Source organism: Streptomyces sp. R41 (genome assembly GCF_041053055.1).
Taxonomy (GTDB): Bacteria; Actinomycetota; Actinomycetes; order Streptomycetales; family Streptomycetaceae; genus Streptomyces.
This window is the reverse complement of record NZ_CP163443.1, coordinates 3,063,159-3,080,473: the sequence shown is the minus strand read 5'-3', so window position 1 is coordinate 3,080,473 and position 17,315 is coordinate 3,063,159. Positions and strand designations below refer to the sequence as shown.

The window sequence follows — 17,315 nt, the reverse complement described above, 5'->3', positions numbered from 1 at the left end:
ACATGACGGTTCCCCTGCCGGACGCCAAGACTCGCTGGCGCTGCACGCTCTGCGGCAACCTCACGCGTTTTGACGTGACCCGCTCGTCGAAGGTCGTCGAGTATGTGCACCTCGACCTGGCCGGTGAGCCGAAGGTCGAGGAGCGCGAGGTGGTCAGTGAGACCATCGAGTCGGTCCGCTGCCGTTGGTGCAACGCGGTGGATCAGGTGGAACTCGTGGACAGGCCGGGTGCCGGCTCCTGAGGGAGCGGGCCCCGCACAGGTATTGGGGTGACTGATGGTGGAGACCACAGGCGGGGAGCCGGACGACGGCACCGCTGAGGTGCTCGACCGTCCGCTGCCCGATGGTGTGCGCAGAAGAGTCGTCCAGATTGTTTCGGACGGGTTCGGCGGGTTGACCGTCGCCGAACTTCCTGTCCAATTGCGGCAGTACGCCCGGTTCGCTCCTAATCGCCGGGCCAAGTTCGCCGGTAACGCCATGGCCGCGGCTCTGGAGACCGACCCGCTGTTCAGACAGCGCATCGCCGAGAAGCTGAGAGAGGCTCAGCCGGAGCTCACCGGTGCCCTCGACTCGGGCGCGCCGCCCCCGGCCGCGGATCCGCTGGACGTGGCGGCCGCGGCCTATGTGCTGCGCCCCGCGGGCTGGGTGAAGCTGGTGACCGCCGCGGGCGAGGAGGCCCTGCGGGCGGACGCCGAGCGGGCCGGCGAGGAGAGCCGGGCCGAGCTGGAGCGGCTGCGCGAGGAGCTCGCGGAGGCCCGCGGCCAGACGAAGGCCGAGACCGAACGGCTGCGCACGGACCTGGAGTCGGCGAAGAAGGAAGCCGAATCGCTTCACCGCAAACTGCGCGGCGCCCTCAGTGACGTCAAGCGCGGCGAGGCGGCGCTGCGCAAGCTCCGGGCCGAGATGGACGCCGTACGGGCCGAGGGGCAGATCCAGGTGTCCGCCGCCGAGAGCGAGACCCGGCGGCTCAAGGCGCGGCTGGGGGAGGCCGAGGCGGCCCTGGAGGCGACGCGGCGCGCGGCGCGCGAGGGGCGCAGCGTCGAGGACATGCGGGTACGGCTGCTGCTCGACACCGTGCTGGAGGCCACTCAGGGGCTGCGGCGCGAACTCGCCCTGCCGCCCGTGTCGGTGCGGCCGGCGGAGACCGTCGATGCGGTCGAACCGGGACGGATGACACCAAAAGACATCGCCGCCCGCGCCCTGTCCGAAAACGACCCGGCGATCCTCGACCAGCTGCTCGCGCTGCCGCAGGCGCATCTGGTGGTCGACGGCTACAACGTCACCAAGACCGGCTATCCGCAGATGCCGCTCGAGAAGCAGCGTCTGAGGCTGCTCGGGCAGCTCTCGCAGCTCGCCGCGCAGACCGGTGCCGAGGTGACGTGCGTCTTCGACGGGGCCGAGCTGGCCGCGCCCGTGCTGCTCGCGCCGCCGCGCGGGGTGCGGGTGCTGTTCTCCAAGCCCGGTGTCACCGCTGACGAGTTGATCCGTCAGCTGGTCCGCGCCGAGCCGCCCGGGCGGCCGGTCATCGTGGTCTCCACCGACCGTGAGGTGGCCGACGGCATCGCCAAGGCGGGTGCGCGGCCGGTCGCTTCGGCGGTGCTCCTCAAGCGCTTTTCGCGCGGTTGACCATCTGGGGCCTACGTCTCATTGGCAACGTAAGTCCCATGCGTAACGTCCGGGCGTGATGCCCGAATTGGCGAAACCTTCACGCAACGTAGTGTCAAGCGCGCATTACTGCACGTGAGTTGTCGGCAAAGAATGCACTCGGTGACCGAGATTTTTCCTATGAGGATTTGAACTGATCACAAGAAGGTCACTAGGGTCAGGCCTCGAACCTCCGCTCGGGTGATCACTCATTGGGAGTGACGGCGGAGGGGCACCGCCCGTCGGCGCATTCGGCAGGCGGCTGGAGGAAGAAGGAGCTCGCCTTCGTGGCGTCCCACCGTCGACCCAAGCAGCCGAGCCGCACCCGTGTGACCGTGCTCACCACCGCCGCCGCAGCTGCCGTGGCCCTCAGCGCGAACGTCGCCAACGCCGCGCCGAGCGAGAAGCCGAGCAAGGACGAGGTCAAGGCCAAGGTCGACAAGCTCTACGAGGAGGCCGAGAAGGCCACCGAGAAGCTCGACGGGGCCAAGGAGAAGCAGGCGAAGCTGCAGAAGGAGATCAGCGCCCTTCAGGACAACGTCGCCCGCGGCCAGGAAGAGCTCAACGAGCTGCGCGACGGCCTCGGTTCGATGGCCAGCGCCCAGTACCGCACCGGAGGCATCGACCCCTCCGTGGCCCTCTTCCTCTCCTCCGACCCGGACAGCTACCTCGACAAGGCGTCCACGATGGACCAGCTGAGCGCTCAGCAGGTCGAGGCGCTCAAGAAGGTCCAGGAGAAGCAGCGTTCGCTCGCCCAGCAGCGCAAGGAAGCCTCCGACAAGCTCAAGGACCTCGCCGACACCCGGGCGGAGCTGGCCAAGAAGAAGAAGGAAGTCCAGGCCAAGCTCGGCTCGGCCCAGAAGCTCCTCAACACCCTGACGGCCAAGGAGAAGGCGGCCCTCGCGGCCGCCGAGCAGGAGCGCGCCACCCGGGCCAGCGAGCGCGTCGACCTCGGCAACAGCAAGGGCTCCGGGCGCGCCGGGGCCGCATTCTCCGCCGCGCAGAGCAAGATCGGCTCGCCGTACGTCTACGGCGCCTCCGGCCCCAGCTCCTTCGACTGCTCGGGCCTCACCTCGTGGGCGTACGCCCAGGCCGGTGTCTCCATACCCCGGACCTCGGAGGCGCAGGCCAACGCCGGTACGCGCATCTACTCGCAGAGCGCCCTGCAGGTCGGCGACCTGGTCATCTTCTACGGCGACTACCACCACGTCGGCCTCTACGCGGGCAACGGCCAGGTGCTGCACGCCCCGCACACCGGCGCGGTCGTCCGCTACGAGTCGATCGGCAACATGCCCTTCCAGTTCGGCGTCCGGATCTGACGCACACCTCCTGAAGGGGCCCAGGGACCCCTCGCAGCTCCGCCCAAACGGGCGAATCGCGGCACCTCCTGCTGACCCCACGCCCCGTCGGTGACCTGCGTCTCCGGCGGGGCGTCCCTTTGTGTGCCCGCAGGAGGGCTTTGGTCGGTGCGCAGCCGCACGGCTACTGTCTGGCGCGTTTCCCCCAATTCCGGGGGACTGTCAGCGGAAGGGAGAGCGGCTACCCGTGGGGTCCCATCGCCGCCTTGCACCGTCCGGCTTCGACCGGGGCGCCGGCGCCGCCGGTTTCGCCGTCTGCGTGATGTCCGCCGCGGCCGCGGCACTCGGCGCCCTGCCGGCCGCCGCAGCACCGCAGGAAGACACCCGGGCCGAGGTGGACCGCCTGTACGCACAGGCGGAGAAGGCCACCGAGGCGTACAACAAGGCCGACGAGCGCGCCGACTCGCTGCGCAAGGAAGTCGGCACGGCACAGGACGAGATCGCCCGGCAGCAGGAGCGCGTCAACACCATGCGGGACGCGCTCGGTTCGCTCGCCGGAGCCCAGTACCGGACCGGTGGCCTCGACGCCTCGCTCGCGCTGCTGTTCGCCGACGACCCGGGCGACTACCTCGACAAGGCCGCCGCCCTTGACCGGATCACCGTGTACCAGGCCGGTGAACTCAAGGACCTCCAGCTCGCCATGCGCGACCTCGCCCAGAAACGCGAGGAGGCCACCGGCAAACTCGCGGAGCTGGAGCGCAGCCGCAAGGCCGTCGCCCAGAACAAGCGGATCGTCGAGCGGAAACTGGCCAAGGCGCAGCAGCTGCTCAACTCGCTGCCGGACGCCGTGCGTGACGCCTACGACCGGGCGTCGCGTTCCGCGCGCGCCGACATGCCCGACCTCGGGGGCGTCGTCCCCTCCTCGGCCCGGGCGGCCGCCGCCGTCGCCGCGGCCCGCTCGGCGCTCGGCCGCCCCTACGTGTGGGGTGCCAACGGGCCCGGCGGCTTCGACTGTTCGGGCCTCGTGCAGTGGTCGTACGCGCAGGTCGGAGTCGGTCTGCCGCGCACCTCGCAGGCCCAGCAGTACGCCGGACACCAGGTACCGCTCTCCCAGGCGCAGCCCGGCGACCTGGTCACCTACCGCTCGGACGCGAGCCACATCGCGATGTACATGGGCAACGGCCAGGTGATCCACGCGCCCTACCCGGGCGCCCCGGTGCGTTACGACCCGGTGGGCATGATGCCGATCGCGTCCGTGACGCGGGTCTGACCCATGGGCGAAGCCGCCGTACGATCGGGAACGTGGCTGGTCGAAGGCGTGCGTCGAGAGCGGTGCTCTCCCTGGTGCTGCTGCTCGCCGTGCTCGTCGGCTGCGGCGGCCGCGCGCCGTCGGACACCACGACGGCCGAGGTGCAGCGGGTGCTCGACAAGCGGGCGGCGGCGGTCCTCGACCGGGACGAGCCGGCGTACCGGGCCACCGGGCGACCGGCCACCGCCGACACCGAGTTCGGGAATCTGCGCGATGTCCCGCTGGCGTCCTGGTCGTATCACCTGACCGCCCTGCACCGCTCCGGCGACCGCGCCACGGCGGATGCGGAGCTGCGCTACCGCATCAAGGGCTACGACACCGCGCCCGTCACCGCCGCCCGCACCCTCCGCCTGACCCGCGGCGGGGGGACCTGGTACGTCGCTTCCGACGAGCCCGCAGAGAAGGCCACTGAGCAGCTGTGGGAGCAAGGGGCCGTGACGGTCGTACGCGGTGAGCACAGCCTCGTCCTGGGGGTCGGCCAGTCCGGCGAGCGCCTTCGCGCGTACGCGGATCTCGCGGACCACGCCGTGCCCGCCGTGTCGGAGGCGTGGGGCGCCGACTGGTCGCGGCACGTCGTCGTGCTCGTACCGAAGTCGCTGCAGGCGATGGCGGGGCTGCTCGGCGCTCCGGCGTCCGGCTACCGGGGGATCGCGGCGGTCACCACCGGCGAGGCGGGCGGCTCGGCGCGGGCGCCCGCGGACCGGATCATCGTCAACCCCGACGCGTACAGCGTCCTCGGCGACTTCGGCAAACAGGTCGTGCTCACCCACGAGACGACGCATGTCGCCACCCGCACTCACACCACGGCGGCCACGCCCCTGTGGCTCTCCGAGGGATACGCGGACTGGGTGGGCTACCGCGGCAGCGGGCGGACGGCCGCGCAGGTCGCGCCGGAGCTGGAGCGCGCCGTCGTGGAGGGGCATGTCCCGGCCGCACTGCCGGAGGACAAGGACTTCGGGTTCACCGGGGACGCGGCGCGGCTGGCGCAGGCGTACGAGGGCGGCTGGATGGCCTGCCGATTGATCGCCGACCGCTGGGGCGAGGTCCGGCTGAACGACTTCTACCGGGCGGTGGGCGACCACGAGAAACGGGCCGGGGCGGTCGAGGGCGCGCTGCGCGACGTGCTGCACACGACGCCGGAGAAGTTCACCGAGCAGTGGCGGGACTATCTCAGGGCTCAACTCGGCTGATTCCGCGGTCCAGGGCTCAATTCGGCTGATTCCGCGGTCCAGGGCTCAATTCGGCTGATTCCGCGGTCCAGGGGTCAACTCGGCTGATTCCGCCGTCCAGAGGTCAACTCCGCCGATCGAGCTGGGCGATCGCTTCCGCGAGCCACTTCCGCTCCGCCTCGCCCGTCGCCCGAGCGACCCGCAGCATGCCCTGCCGGAAGAGGTCGTCCGTCTCCTCCGCCCGTACGGGTTCGCCGTCCCGGTAGAAGAAGCTCGCGGGCGTCTGAAGGAACTCCTGGCGGCGGCGCAGGACCGCGGCCTGCTCCCGGGGGTCGGGGAGGTGGCGCAGGAACGCCAGCAGCGTGTTGAAGCGCACGTGGTCGGTGATCTCGGCCTGCTTGGGGTGACGCAGCCGCTCCAGGAGTTCCTCGCGGCCCTTGTCGGTGAGCGACAGGATGCGGCGCGGGGCCGCGCTGCTGCCCGGCTCGGTGTGCTGGTCCAGCTTTCCCGCGGCGACGAGGCGGGTGATCGCGGGGTAGAGCGCGCCGTCGCTGACCGGGCGGACATGGCCGCTGAGGGCCTTGATGCGCTCCTTCAGCTCGTAGCCGTGCAAGGGCTCCTCGAAGAGGAAGCCGAGGATCGACAGCTCCAGCATGCGGCGGCTCCGTGGTGGTTGCGGGTCTCTTGAGTGCATGATACCTCTTATCGAGCTACCTCGAAACGAGATAGCTCGTAGCGAGGTAGCTCGTATCGATGCGGCTCGTGTCGAGGTAGTTCGTATCGAGGCGGCCAAGAAAACTCGTGCCGAGGGAGTCATGCGTGAACGTCCACCGAAAGCAGCTCATATCTCTCGCCCACCCCGTGTACTTCTCCCTGCTCGCCTCCGTCGCCGCCGGGATCATCAACACCGTCTGGGTCTCCCGGCTCGGCGGAGCCGCCGTGGCCGCCGTCGCGGTCGCGACCAACACCGAGAACGTGCTCCTCGGCGTCGCCCTGGTCTTCGCCTCCGGGACGACGGTCCTGGTCTCGCACGCCAGGGGCGCACGGGATCCGGGGGCGGTCCGGGCGGCCGTACGCGGAGGATGGGCGCTGTGCGCGGCGGTCACGCCGGTGGTCGCGGTGGGCGGGTATCTGCTGCGGGAGCCGCTGGCCCGGCTCGTGCTGGGCGGTGACGGGCGAGCCCTGGCGCTCGCCGTCGCCTACTTCGCGATCTCCCTGCCGGGCATCGCCGTCTTCTTCGCGCAGAACCTCGTCGACGGGATCCTGAAGGGCACCGGCGACACCCGCACCCCGATGCGGCTCGCCCTGCTGGCCAACGGACTGATCCTCGGGCTCGACCCGCTGCTCATCCACGCGTACGGCGTCGAGGGCGCCGCCGCCTCCACGGTGCTGTGCCGCTGTGTGGCCCTGGCCGTGGGGCTGCGCGCGCTGCGTGGGAACGAGCTGCTGCGGGAGGCGGCGGCCGTCCCGCCCTCGGAGACCACCGGTGCGGCGCTGCGCCGGACCCTCACGACCGGGCTGCCGATGTCCGCCGACTTCACCGTGCGGCAGGGCGGGGCGCTGGTCCTGGTCGCGATCGTGGCCCGGCTCGGGGTGACGGCCGTGGCCGCGTACTCGATCGCGTACAAGGTCATGTACATCGCGACCATGGCCTTCTACTCGGTACGGCAGGCCGCCTCGATCCACACCGCGCACACGCGGGGCGCGGGCGGGGACGAGCGGGGCGCCATCGGGCGACAGGCCGTGCTCGTCTCGGGAGCGGTCGGCGTGCTCGCCGCCTCCCTGCTCGGTCTCCTCGCCCCCTGGATCATGCGTGCCTTCGGCGCCGGACCCGGGGTCGCGCACGAGGGCGTGCTGTTCCTGCGCTGCGTCGGGCCCTACCTGCTGCTGATGGCCTGCTTCATCGCGCTCGGCGGGGTCTTCGAGGGGAGCGGGGGAGCGCCGCTGCTGCTCCGGGTGACCGTGGTCGGTACGGCGGTCCAACTCCCGCTCGCCTACGCCCTGTCGGGGTTCGGGCTGCCCGGGATCTGCCTCGCCCTCGCGCTGTCCATGACGGTGCAGTGCGCCGCGCTCCTGGTGTGGGTCAGGCGTCAGGAGGACGCCAGGCTCTCCTTGGTGCGGGCGGCCTGAGAGGGGAGTGCCGCGGCCGGTTCGGAGACCGTGCCCCGCCACAGCTCCAGGGCGGCGAGCAGCGTGGCGATCACCAGCAGACCGTTGCGCGCGAAGAGGAGAGTGACGCCGAGCGGGTTGCTGGACACGACGTGCGAGAACCAGATCGGGAACTCCAGGACGGTCACGAAGCACGCGGCCAGCACCAGAACGACGGGCAGGGTCATCCGGCTGCCGCGGAAGCACAGGCAGACCGCCGCGAGCCCGACCAGCCAGACCATGTACTGCGGGCTGATGACCCGGCTGGTGGTCGTGAACATCAGCACGCCCACGAAAGCGGCGTCGGCGAGCGTGTGCGGCAGGAACCGCTTGGCGCACAGTCGCCACATCAGCAGCCAGCCGAGCGCGACCGCGGTGAGCACCAGGGCCACCGTGCTCACCACGTCGACGTACGGGCCGAGGAACTCCACGGAGCCGTAGTTCAGCAGCACCTGGCCGTTCCAGCCGTGCTGCCGGGCCACATGGAAGACGAGGGAGCCGAGCGACTCCACCTCCGTGCCGCGGTTGCGCTGGAAGGTGAGGAAGGAGAAGGCGCCGGGCATCGCCATGGCGAACAGCGCCGCGATCCCGCCGGCGGTCAGCGCAGCCGCGGCCCACGCGCGGCGCCGGACGGCCCCGACGAGCAGCAGCACCGGCCACACCTTCAGCATCGCGCCGAAGCCCACCAGCGCGCCCATCACCCGCGGATGGCGCGCCCCGGCGAGCAGGGCCGCGACCGCGACGGCCGTCACCATCACGTCGTAGCGGGCGTACACGGTCGGCCCGAGCAGCGGTACGCCGATCACCCACACCCAGGCGCCGCGCATCGTCTTGCCGGAGCGCAGGCCCGCGTACTGGAGCAGCCCGAACACCACGAAGTCGGCGAGGAAGGCCAGCAGATAGAAGGCATGCGCGTAGTCGAGGAAGGGCAGCAGGGCGGGGGAGAGGATCGGGAGCGCGGCGGCAGGCGGGTACTGCCAGGTGACGTCGTCGAGCGGGAAGGTGCCGTGCCGCAGGACCTCGTACCAGCCCTGGTAGATCACGGAGACGTCGCTCGTGACATCCGGGCCGGGGAAGACGTACACCTTGTACACGAAGAGCAGCAGGGCCAGCCTGGTCAGGCCCCAGGTTCCCATGAGTGCGAGCACTCCGAACGGGAGCCTCGCCCCCCTTGCGCCCGTCATGCCCACCTGGCCCTTGTCCGTCCCGAACCCATGTACTTCGCTGCCGTGATGTCGCGGAGTCATGATCGCGCGCCGCCCTGTGCGCGAGCCATCAAGCGCGGCCATGCGGACCTGTGAGTATAGGTTCGATACTGTCGAACACGATGCACAAGACCTTGATCGTGACGAACGACTTCCCGCCCCGCCCCGGCGGCATCCAGGCGTTCCTGCACAACATGGCGCTGCGCCTGGACCCCGAGCAGCTCGTCGTCTACGCCTCCACGTGGAAGCGTGGCCGCGAGGGCGTCGAGGCGACCGCCGCCTTCGACGCCGAACAGCCCTTCACCGTCGTACGGGACCGCACGACGATGCTGCTGCCGACCCCGGGCGCCACCCGGCGTGCCGTCGGGCTGCTGCGCGAACACGGCTGTACGTCGGTGTGGTTCGGGGCGGCGGCGCCGCTCGGCCTGATGGCGCCCGCGCTGCGCAGGGCGGGCGCGCGACGGCTCGTGGCGACCACGCACGGCCACGAGGCGGGCTGGGCACAGCTGCCCGCCGCGCGCGGGCTGCTGCGCCGCATCGGCGAGTCCACGGACACGATCAGCTACCTCGGGGAGTACACGCGCTCGCGGATCGCCTCCGCGCTGACCCCCGAGGCCGCGTCCCGCATGGTCCAACTGCCGCCCGGCGTCGACGAGAAGACCTTCCACCCCGGCTCCGGCGGCGACGCGATCCGCGCCCGCCTCGGCCTGACGGACCGCCCCGTGGTGGTCTGCGTCTCCCGCCTGGTCCCGCGCAAGGGCCAGGACACGCTGATCCTCGCCATGCCGCGCATCCTGGCCAAGGAGCCGGACGCGGTGCTGCTGATCGTCGGCGGCGGGCCGTACGAGAAGGAGCTGCGCAAGCTCGCGTACGACACCGGTGTCGGTCAGTCCGTCCGCTTCACCGGGGCGGTGCCCTGGTCCGAGCTGCCCGCGCACTACGGCGCGGGGGATGTCTTCGCGATGCCCTGCCGGACGCGCCGGGGCGGGCTCGACGTGGAGGGTCTCGGCATCGTGTATCTGGAGGCGTCGGCCACCGGGCTGCCCGTCGTCGCCGGCGACTCGGGCGGGGCGCCGGACGCCGTCCTCGACGGTGAGACCGGCTGGGTCGTACGCGGAGGGTCGCCGGACGAGTCGGCCGACCGCATCATCACCCTTCTCGGGGACTCCGAGCTGCGCCGCCGGATGGGGGAGCGGGGGCGTCAGTGGGTGGAGGAGAAGTGGCGCTGGGATCTGCTGGCTGAGCGGCTGCGGGAGCTGTTGTAGCGCCTACAGGGGTGCCGCCGGCCGGCTTCGGGCGACTGTGGGTCGGTGGGGGCTGATCGCGCAGTTCCCCGCACCCCTGAAGGGGCGCGGGGAACTGCGCGAGCAACCACTCGCGGCCGGTCAGCCGTACCGAAACCCCCGCCCCTACGGCGGGAGGTCGGCCGCTGGGGCGTCAGCCCCGGTAAATCGCTTCGATCTCGTCGGCGTAATCCTTCGCCACCACATTCCGCTTGAGCTTGAGTGACGGCGTGAGGTGCCCCGACTCCTCGCTGAACTGGGAGGCGAGGATCCGGAACTTGCGCACCGACTCCGCCTTGGAGACGGCAGCATTGCCGTCGTCGACCGCGTCCTGAATCGCGGCGACCAGGTCCGCGTCCTCGCGCAGTGACGCCGCGGTCGAGCCGGCCGGCTTCCCGTGCTCCTCGGCCCAGCGGCCCAGGAACTCCTCGTCGACGGTGACCAGCGCGCCGACGAACGGGCGCCCGTCGCCGACCACCATGCACTCCGCGACCAGCGCGTGCGCGCGGATGCGGTCCTCGATCACGGCCGGGGCGACGTTCTTGCCGCCCGCGGTGACGATGATCTCCTTCTTGCGGCCGGTGATCCGGAGGTAGCCGTCCTCGTCGAGGGTGCCGATGTCACCGGTGTGGAACCAGCCGTCGGCGAGGGCCTCGGCGGTCGCGCCCTCGTTGTTCCAGTACCCCTGGAACAGGTGCTCGCCGTGCAGCAGCACCTCGCCGTCGTCCGCGATGCGGATCACGGAACCCGGCAGCGGCTGGCCGACGGTGCCGATCTTCGTACGGTCCCAGGGGTTGAAGGCGGTGGCCGCGCAGGACTCCGTCAGGCCGTAGCCCTCCAGGACCGTGAAGCCGATGCCGCGGAAGAAGTGGCCGAGCCGCTCGCCGAGCGGGGCTCCGCCCGAGATCGCGTACTCGCCGCGACCGCCCAGCACCGCGCGCAGCTTGCTGTAGACGAGCTTGTCGAAGGTCTTGTACTTGATCTTCAGACCGAGCGACGGGCCGGAGGGGGTGTCCAGGGCGCGGCTGTACGCGATCGCCGTGTCGGCCGCCTTGTCGAAGATCTTGCCCTTGCCGTCCGCCTGCGCCTTGGCACGCGCCGAGTTGTAGACCTTCTCGAAGACGCGCGGCACACCGAGGATCAGCGTCGGCCGGAACGCGGCCAGCTCGTCGGTGAGGTTCTTGATGTCCGGGACACAGCCCAGCTTGATCGGCGCCATCATCGGCGCGACCTGCACGAGCCGCCCGAAGACATGGGCGAGCGGGAGGAAGAGCAGGACGGAACACTCGCCCGTGCGGAAGAGCGGGCGCAGCCGCTCCACGATGTTGCCGCACTCCGCGAAGAAGGCGCGGTGGGTGAGGACACAGCCCTTGGGGCGGCCGGTCGTGCCGCTCGTGTAGACGATGGTCGCCGGGTCGTCGGCCTTGGCGAGCGAGCTGCGCTCCTCGACGGTGGCGTCGCTGACGTCCTTGCCGAGGCGTCCCAGCTCCTCCACGCCGCCGGCCTCGATCTGCCAGACGTGCTTGAGGGCGGGCAGCCGGTCGCGCACCGACTCCACGGAGGCCGCGTGCGTGTCCAGCTCGACGATGCAGGCGGTCGCGCCCGAGTCGCCGAGGACCCACTGCACCTGCTCGGCGGAGCTGGTCTCGTACACCGGCACGGTGATCGCGCCCGCGCTCCAGATCGCGAAGTCGAGCAGCGTCCACTCGTAGCGGGTACGGGACATCAGGCCGACCCGGTCGCCCGGCTGGACGCCGGAGGCGATCAGGCCCTTGGCGGCGTCCCGCACCTCGGCGAGGAAGGCGGTGGCGGTGACATCCGTCCAAGTGCCGCCCACCTTGCGGGCGATGACGGCTACGTCGGGATGCTGCGCGGCGTTTCTGCGGACGATGTCGGTCAGGTTGCCGTCCGCAGGGACCTCGTACAAAGCCGGAAGGCTGAACTCGCGCAAGACTGCTGCTCCTCATAGGGCGCCGGCGCCACGACTCTGTGTGATGCGACGGTGCGGTCCAAGGCTCGGGCAAGTACTCAAGAGATCACTTGTTGAAATCCTGAGTACGACTGGACGGCCCGGACGTTACCCGCCGGTATGGCTTCTTCGACAGGGGGTTCCGGCGAGATGTTCTGTGCGTCACACGTGTTGGCGTTCCTTCGCGCACAGTAGTCCACCCCCTTACTGACTAGCCAGTAACCCCAGGTCCGGCCGCCTCTATTCACGTTTGCCCCACAGGCCTACGCTTGATCGTCATGGCATCCACACCGGTCGGTAACCCGAGGACGCGCATTCATGTGGTCAGTGACGTGCACGGCAACGCACGGGACCTGGCCAGAGCCGGTGACGGCGCGGACGCCCTGATCTGCCTCGGTGACCTGGTCCTCTTCCTCGATTACGCCGACCACTCGCGCGGCATCTTCCCGGACCTGTTCGGCCAGGAGAACGCGGATCGCATCGTCGAGCTGCGCACCGCCCGCCGTTTCGCGGAAGCGCGCGAGTTCGGCGCCCAGCTCTGGTCCGGCATCGGCACGGACCGGGCCGCGGCCATCGAGAAGGCGGTACGCAAGCAGTACGCCGAGATGTTCGCCGCGTTCCCGACACCGACGTACGCGACCTACGGCAATGTCGACATGCCGACCCTGTGGCAGGAGTACGCCGGCCCCGGCACGACCGTGCTCGACGGTGAGCGTGTCGAGATCGGCGGCCGGGTCTTCGGCTTCGTGGGCGGCGGCCTCCGGACCCCGATGCGGACGCCGTACGAGATCGACGACGAGGAGTACGCGGCCAAGGTCGAGGCGGTCGGTGAGGTCGACGTGCTGTGCACGCACATCCCGCCGGAGGTGCCGGAGCTGGTGTACGACACGGTGGCGCGCCGCTTCGAGCGCGGGTCCCGCGCACTCCTGGACGCGATCCGGCGCACGCGCCCCCGCTACTCGCTCTTCGGCCATGTCCACCAGCCGCTGGCGCGGAGGATGCGGATCGGGGTGACGGAGTGCGTGAACGTGGGGCACTTCGCGGGGTCGGGAAGACCGTGGGTGCTGGAGTGGTGACGGTCCCAGCCGCGTCCGGGTCGGACGCGGTGAGGTCCCAACCCCCGTCCCGTCGGAGGCGGTGACGGTCCCGATTCGTGTGCGGGTCGGAGGTGGTGGTGGTCCCGATTCGTGTGCGGGTCGGAGGTGGTGGTGGTCCCGATTCGTGTGCGGGTCGGGGGTGGTGGTGGTCCCGATTCGTGTGCGGGTCGGGGGTGGTGGTGGTCCCGATTCGTGTGCGGGTCGGGGGTGGTGATGGTCCCGATTCGTGTGCGGGTCGGACGCGGTGATGGTCCCGACTCGCGTCCGGGTCGGACGCGGTGACGGCACCCCGCTCGGTGCGCGGTAGCCTTCACGCTGCATACACGTGCGCACCACCCTCCCTCACCGGACCGCATCTGGAGGAGCCACCGCGATGGCGGAACACACCAGTTCGAGCATCACGATCGAGGCGGCACCGGCTGACGTCATGGCGGTGATCGCCGACTTCGCCCGCTACCCGGACTGGACGGGTGAGGTGAAGGAGGCCGAGGTGCTGGCCACGGACGAGCAGGGCCGCGCCGAGCAGGTGCGCCTCGTCATGGACGCCGGCGCCATCAAGGACGACCAGACCCTCGGCTACACCTGGACCGGCGACCACGAGGTCTCCTGGACCCTGGTCAAGTCCCAGATGCTCCGCTCCCTCGACGGCTCCTACATCCTCAAGCCCGCGGGCGCCGGCGCCACCGAGGTCACCTACCAGCTGACCGTCGACGTCAAGATCCCCATGCTCGGCATGATCAAGCGCAAGGCCGAGAAGGTCATCATCGACCGGGCACTGGCGGGCTTGAAGAAGCGGGTGGAGTCGGGCGAGGCCTGATCTTCCAGCGTGTGTCCGGCGTTCGAGGCAGCGCCCCACCCCCAGGCACCCGGCAGTCTTTCAGCCCGTCCGGCGTTTGAGGACGAGGCCGTTCAGGCCGATGCGGAGGTCTGGGGGCGGCAGCCCCCGAGTTCGGGACGGGCAGGGGCGGAGGGGGCGAAAAACCCAGTGCCCCATCGCCGGAGGTACCGTTCACCCCCATGCGCACCATCCTGATCACCGGCCAAGGCGGCACCGGCCGTACGACGGTCGCCGCGGCCACCGCGCTGAAGGCAGCCCGCGAGGGCACCCGCACCCTGGTGCTCGGCGCCGACCGCACGGACACCCTCGGTGCCGCCCTCGGCGTACCCACGGGCGCGACCCCCGTGGAGGCGGCCCCGGGCCTCACCGCCTGGCGCCCCGACGCGGCGGCCCGCTTCCGCGAGGACCTCACCGCGTTCCAGCAGCGCGCGCAAACCGCCCTGGACCTGCTCGGCGCCTCCCGCCTGGACGCCGAGGAAGTCACGCCCCTCCCCGGCGCCGAGGAACTCGCCCTGCTCCGCGCCCTGCGCGACGCGGCGATGTCGCAGCGGTACGACCTCCTGGTCGTGGACCTCCCCCCGGCCCCCCAGGCACTCGCCCTCCTCGCCCTCCCCGAGGAACTCCGCCGCTACCTGCGCCGCCTGCTCCCGCCGGAGCGCCAGGCCGCCCGCGCCCTGCGCCCCGTCCTCGGCCGGCTCGCGGGCGTCCCGATGCCCGCGGAGTGGCTGTACGAGACGGCGGCCCGCTGGGACATCGAGCTGGCCGCCGCGGAGGCGGTCGTCGAGGACCGCGCCACGACCGTACGACTGGTCGCCGAGCCGGGCCCGACTGGCACCGACGCCGTACGCGCCGCCGTCACCGCCCTCGCCCTGCGCGGACTGTCCGTCGACGCCCTGGTCGCGAGCCGCGTCCTGCCCGGCGCCACGAACGACACCTGGCTGGCGTCCCTCGCGGCCCAGCAGCGCAAGGCACTGGACGAGTGGCAGGAGACGTACGCCCTCCACGAGGTCCCGCATCTCGGCCACGACCCGCGCGGCGTCCACGACCTCGCCGCGCTCCCCGTGCCCGGCGTCAACCAGGCTCCGCCCCCGGTCGAGTGGCCCGTCATCGACCACCTGGCCGACGACGGCGTGCTCGTGTGGCACATCCCGCTGCCCGGCGCGATACGCGAGGAACTGGATCTCATCCGGCGCGGTGACGAACTCGTGGTCACGGCAGGGCAGTTCCGCCGCATCGTTGCGCTCCCGTCGGCCCTGCGCCGCTGCACCGTGGCCGGCGCCGCGCTGCGCGAGGGCGAGCTGAGGGTCCGCTTCGCGCCGGATCCGGATCTGTGGCCGCGTACGAGATGACCGAGCCGCTCCCCTGTGTGGGGGCGGACACGGTGAACGGTGTACCCCCGTTCGGGTAACGTCGAAGGCACGAACCGTAGGCAGGAGTCCGCCATGAGCGAAGAGCGCCCCACATTCGACGCCGCTCAGGAGGAAGCGGGCGACGAGGTGCGTGCCGAAGAGGCGCGCACGACCGACGCCGACGCCTGGGCGAAGGCCTGTGCCGAGGACCTCGCGGCGGAGAAGGCCCGCCGCCGCGCCGCGTACGGCACACCGCCGGGCTCGGCCGCCGAGGAACTGCGCAAGCTCGTCGAGGCCGTCGCCGACAAGCTGTCCGGGCTGAATTCGCCGCTCTTCGGCGCGGTCGCCTCCGGCACGGCCCAGCAGATGGTCAACCAGGTCGTGCAGCAGGCCAAGGCCGCCGTCGAGCCCGTGATAGAGCGCAATCCGGATGTGTTCGACCACCTCGCGGCCGCCGGCTCCGAGCTGCTCGCCGCCTATCGCTCGGCCGTCGAGGCACAGGAACGACGCTGGACGAGCCGGGACACGGGCCCCCGCGACGAGGGGACCGGTCCAGGGGAGCACATCGACCTGGACTGAGGGCCCCTCGGGTACGGTTGGCCGTAGCGGGGCTCGACCGAAACTGAGGGATTCATGGGACTCACCATCGGCGTCGATATCGGCGGCACGAAGATCGCGGCCGGTGTGGTCGACGAGGAAGGCAACATCCTCTCGACCCACAAGGTGCCGACCCCCACCACGCCGCAGGCCATCGTGGACGCCATCGCCGCTGCTGTCGAGGGTGCGCGCGCAGGCCATGACATCGTCGGCGTGGGCATCGGTGCGGCCGGATACGTGAACCGCCAGCGCTCGACGGTCTACTTCGCGCCGAACATCGACTGGCGGCAGGAGCCGCTCAAGGCCGAGGTCGAGGCGCGTGTGGGGCTGCCGGTCGTCGTCGAGAACGACGCGAACGCGGCGGCGTGGGGCGAGTACAAGTTCGGCGCGGGCAAGGGCCACCGGAACGTCATCTGCATCACCCTGGGCACGGGCCTCGGCGGCGGCATCATCATCGGCAACAAGCTGCGCCGCGGGCACTTCGGCGTGGCCGCCGAGTTCGGCCACATCCGCATGGTGCCGGACGGGCTGCTGTGCGGCTGCGGCTCGCAGGGCTGCTGGGAGCAGTACGCCTCCGGGCGCGCCCTCGTCCGCTACGCCAAGCAGCGCGCCAACGCGACTCCGGAGAACGCGGAGATCCTGCTCGCGCTGGGCAACGGCACCCCCGACGGCATCGAGGGCAAGCACATCTCGGTGGCCGCGCGCCAGGGCGACCCGGTGGCGGTGGACTCCTACCGCGAGCTGGCCCGCTGGGCCGGTGCCGGCCTCGCCGACCTTGCCTCGCTCTTCGACCCGTCCGCCTTCATCGTCGGTGGCGGTCTCTCGGACGAGGGCGAGCTGGTCCTCGACCCGATCCGCAAGTCGTACAAGCGCTGGCTGGTGGGCGGCAACTGGCGGCCGGTCGCCGATGTCATCGCGGCTCAGCTGGGCAACAAGGCGGGTCTGGTCGGCGCCGCCGACCTGGCACGGGAGCCCGACCCGATCATGTGACCCGTCGGCAGCCGGCACGGCATGCGGTACGGCGGCCTGTCGTGCTGGGTGCCGTGCACTGCCGTGCAGTGCCGTGCAGTGCCTTGCCTTGCCCTGCCTTGCCCTGTCGGGCGGGTGTCCGCCGGTGCGTGGGGCGCCTGCCGTGCGTCGTGGGTCGGGGCCGCGCCGGTACATCCGCCCGTATCCGAACGGATCGGCCGGGGGTTCCCAGGGAGCCCTCTGCCGGGGATCCGTCCGGATACGGGCATTCGATGTACCGGCACGGCCCCTTCCGTGCGGGGGCGGCTGCGGGTTGTCCCGTGTGCGGTTCGTACTTGCGCGGCCTTCCGTGGGAGGCTTTCCGTGTGCGGTTCGTGCTGGTGTGGTCGCTCTGTGTGGGGGGTGGCTGCGGGTTGTCCCTCGTGTGGTTCTTCTGGCTG

At 71.1% G+C, this 17,315-nt stretch carries 15 protein-coding genes; 12 read left to right on the top strand and 3 right to left on the bottom strand.

All coding sequences use genetic code 11. The features are described from left to right. The first annotated feature begins 2 nt into the window (after positions 1–2). The 5 genes from AB5J53_RS14420 (at position 3) to AB5J53_RS14400 (ending at position 5,441) form a co-directional block, all read left to right on the top strand. Positions 3–242 carry a hypothetical protein gene (locus AB5J53_RS14420; RefSeq protein WP_037624014.1) on the top strand — a complete coding sequence of 80 codons (240 nt, stop codon included), beginning with the start codon at positions 3–5 and terminating at the stop codon, positions 240–242. A gap of 34 nt (positions 243–276) precedes the next feature. Then, positions 277–1,626, top strand: coding sequence for an NYN domain-containing protein (locus AB5J53_RS14415; protein ID WP_369246038.1), 1,350 nt, complete (start codon positions 277–279; stop codon positions 1,624–1,626). A gap of 305 nt (positions 1,627–1,931) precedes the next feature. Beyond that, positions 1,932–2,963 carry an NlpC/P60 family protein gene (locus tag AB5J53_RS14410; RefSeq protein WP_369246037.1) on the top strand — a complete coding sequence of 344 codons (1,032 nt, stop codon included), beginning with the start codon at positions 1,932–1,934 and terminating at the stop codon, positions 2,961–2,963. Between the two features lie 226 nt (positions 2,964–3,189). Further along, positions 3,190–4,212, top strand: coding sequence for an NlpC/P60 family protein (locus AB5J53_RS14405; protein WP_369246036.1), 1,023 nt, complete (start codon positions 3,190–3,192; stop codon positions 4,210–4,212). A 32-nt stretch (positions 4,213–4,244) separates the two neighbouring features. Then, positions 4,245–5,441, top strand: coding sequence for a hypothetical protein (locus AB5J53_RS14400; protein ID WP_369246035.1), 1,197 nt, complete (start codon positions 4,245–4,247; stop codon positions 5,439–5,441). 103 nt (positions 5,442–5,544) lie between these two features. On the opposite strand, the gene AB5J53_RS14395 is transcribed toward AB5J53_RS14400, so the two are convergent. Further along, positions 5,545–6,075 carry a PadR family transcriptional regulator gene (locus AB5J53_RS14395; protein ID WP_369246034.1) on the bottom strand — a complete coding sequence of 177 codons (531 nt, stop codon included), beginning with the start codon at positions 6,073–6,075 and terminating at the stop codon, positions 5,545–5,547. A 164-nt stretch (positions 6,076–6,239) separates the two neighbouring features. Between AB5J53_RS14395 and AB5J53_RS14390 the strand changes: the two genes are divergently transcribed. After that, positions 6,240–7,550 (top strand): MATE family efflux transporter, encoded by a 1,311-nt coding sequence (locus tag AB5J53_RS14390; RefSeq protein WP_369246033.1) that lies wholly within the window; start codon positions 6,240–6,242, stop codon positions 7,548–7,550. Here the strand turns inward: AB5J53_RS14390 and AB5J53_RS14385 are convergent. After that, positions 7,511–8,704, bottom strand: coding sequence for a glycosyltransferase 87 family protein (locus AB5J53_RS14385; protein ID WP_369246032.1), 1,194 nt, complete (start codon positions 8,702–8,704; stop codon positions 7,511–7,513). The genes AB5J53_RS14390 and AB5J53_RS14385 overlap by 40 nt on opposite strands. A 191-nt stretch (positions 8,705–8,895) precedes the next feature. Here AB5J53_RS14385 and AB5J53_RS14380 point away from each other — a divergent pair, with 191 nt between their 5' ends. Further along, positions 8,896–10,038: a glycosyltransferase family 4 protein gene (locus tag AB5J53_RS14380; protein ID WP_369246031.1), complete on the top strand. Its 1,143-nt coding sequence runs from the start codon at positions 8,896–8,898 to the stop codon at positions 10,036–10,038. A gap of 172 nt (positions 10,039–10,210) precedes the next feature. Here AB5J53_RS14380 and AB5J53_RS14375 read toward each other — a convergent pair whose 3' ends face one another. After that, on the bottom strand, positions 10,211–12,007 hold the full coding sequence (locus AB5J53_RS14375) for a long-chain fatty acid--CoA ligase (protein WP_369246030.1): 1,797 nt from the start codon (positions 12,005–12,007) through the stop codon (positions 10,211–10,213). A gap of 296 nt (positions 12,008–12,303) precedes the next feature. Between AB5J53_RS14375 and AB5J53_RS14370 the strand changes: the two genes are divergently transcribed. From AB5J53_RS14370 to AB5J53_RS14350, 5 genes are all read left to right on the top strand, one after another. Further along, positions 12,304–13,101, top strand: a complete 798-nt coding sequence (locus AB5J53_RS14370; RefSeq protein ID WP_369246029.1) for a metallophosphoesterase — start codon at positions 12,304–12,306, stop codon at positions 13,099–13,101. Between the two features lie 394 nt (positions 13,102–13,495). Next, the gene (locus AB5J53_RS14365) at positions 13,496–13,939 is read left to right on the top strand and encodes an SRPBCC family protein (protein ID WP_369246028.1); all 444 of its coding nucleotides are present in this window, start codon (positions 13,496–13,498) and stop codon (positions 13,937–13,939) included. Between the two features lie 200 nt (positions 13,940–14,139). Continuing rightward, positions 14,140–15,309: an ArsA family ATPase gene (locus AB5J53_RS14360; RefSeq protein WP_369246027.1), complete on the top strand. Its 1,170-nt coding sequence runs from the start codon at positions 14,140–14,142 to the stop codon at positions 15,307–15,309. Between the two features lie 93 nt (positions 15,310–15,402). Next, the gene (locus AB5J53_RS14355) at positions 15,403–15,888 is read left to right on the top strand and encodes a DUF5304 domain-containing protein (protein WP_369246026.1); all 486 of its coding nucleotides are present in this window, start codon (positions 15,403–15,405) and stop codon (positions 15,886–15,888) included. 54 nt (positions 15,889–15,942) lie between these two features. Beyond that, complete coding sequence (locus AB5J53_RS14350; RefSeq protein WP_369246025.1) at positions 15,943–16,896, top strand: ROK family glucokinase; 954 nt, start codon at positions 15,943–15,945, stop codon at positions 16,894–16,896. Positions 16,897–17,315: the final 419 nt, after the last annotated feature.

Bases quoted from the DNA above. Each gene is read 5' to 3' on its own strand.
- AB5J53_RS14420 (WP_037624014.1), top strand. From the start codon at position 3: ATGACGGTTCCCCTGCCGGACGCCAAGACTCGCTGGCGCTGCACGCTC.
- AB5J53_RS14415 (WP_369246038.1), top strand. From the start codon at position 277: ATGGTGGAGACCACAGGCGGGGAGCCGGACGACGGCACCGCTGAGGTG.
- AB5J53_RS14395 (WP_369246034.1), bottom strand. From the start codon at position 6,075: ATGCTGGAGCTGTCGATCCTCGGCTTCCTCTTCGAGGAGCCCTTGCAC.
- AB5J53_RS14385 (WP_369246032.1), bottom strand. From the start codon at position 8,704: ATGGGAACCTGGGGCCTGACCAGGCTGGCCCTGCTGCTCTTCGTGTAC.
- AB5J53_RS14380 (WP_369246031.1), top strand. From the start codon at position 8,896: ATGCACAAGACCTTGATCGTGACGAACGACTTCCCGCCCCGCCCCGGC.
- AB5J53_RS14370 (WP_369246029.1), top strand. From the start codon at position 12,304: ATGGCATCCACACCGGTCGGTAACCCGAGGACGCGCATTCATGTGGTC.
- AB5J53_RS14365 (WP_369246028.1), top strand. From the start codon at position 13,496: ATGGCGGAACACACCAGTTCGAGCATCACGATCGAGGCGGCACCGGCT.
- AB5J53_RS14360 (WP_369246027.1), top strand. From the start codon at position 14,140: ATGCGCACCATCCTGATCACCGGCCAAGGCGGCACCGGCCGTACGACG.
- AB5J53_RS14355 (WP_369246026.1), top strand. From the start codon at position 15,403: ATGAGCGAAGAGCGCCCCACATTCGACGCCGCTCAGGAGGAAGCGGGC.
- AB5J53_RS14350 (WP_369246025.1), top strand. From the start codon at position 15,943: ATGGGACTCACCATCGGCGTCGATATCGGCGGCACGAAGATCGCGGCC.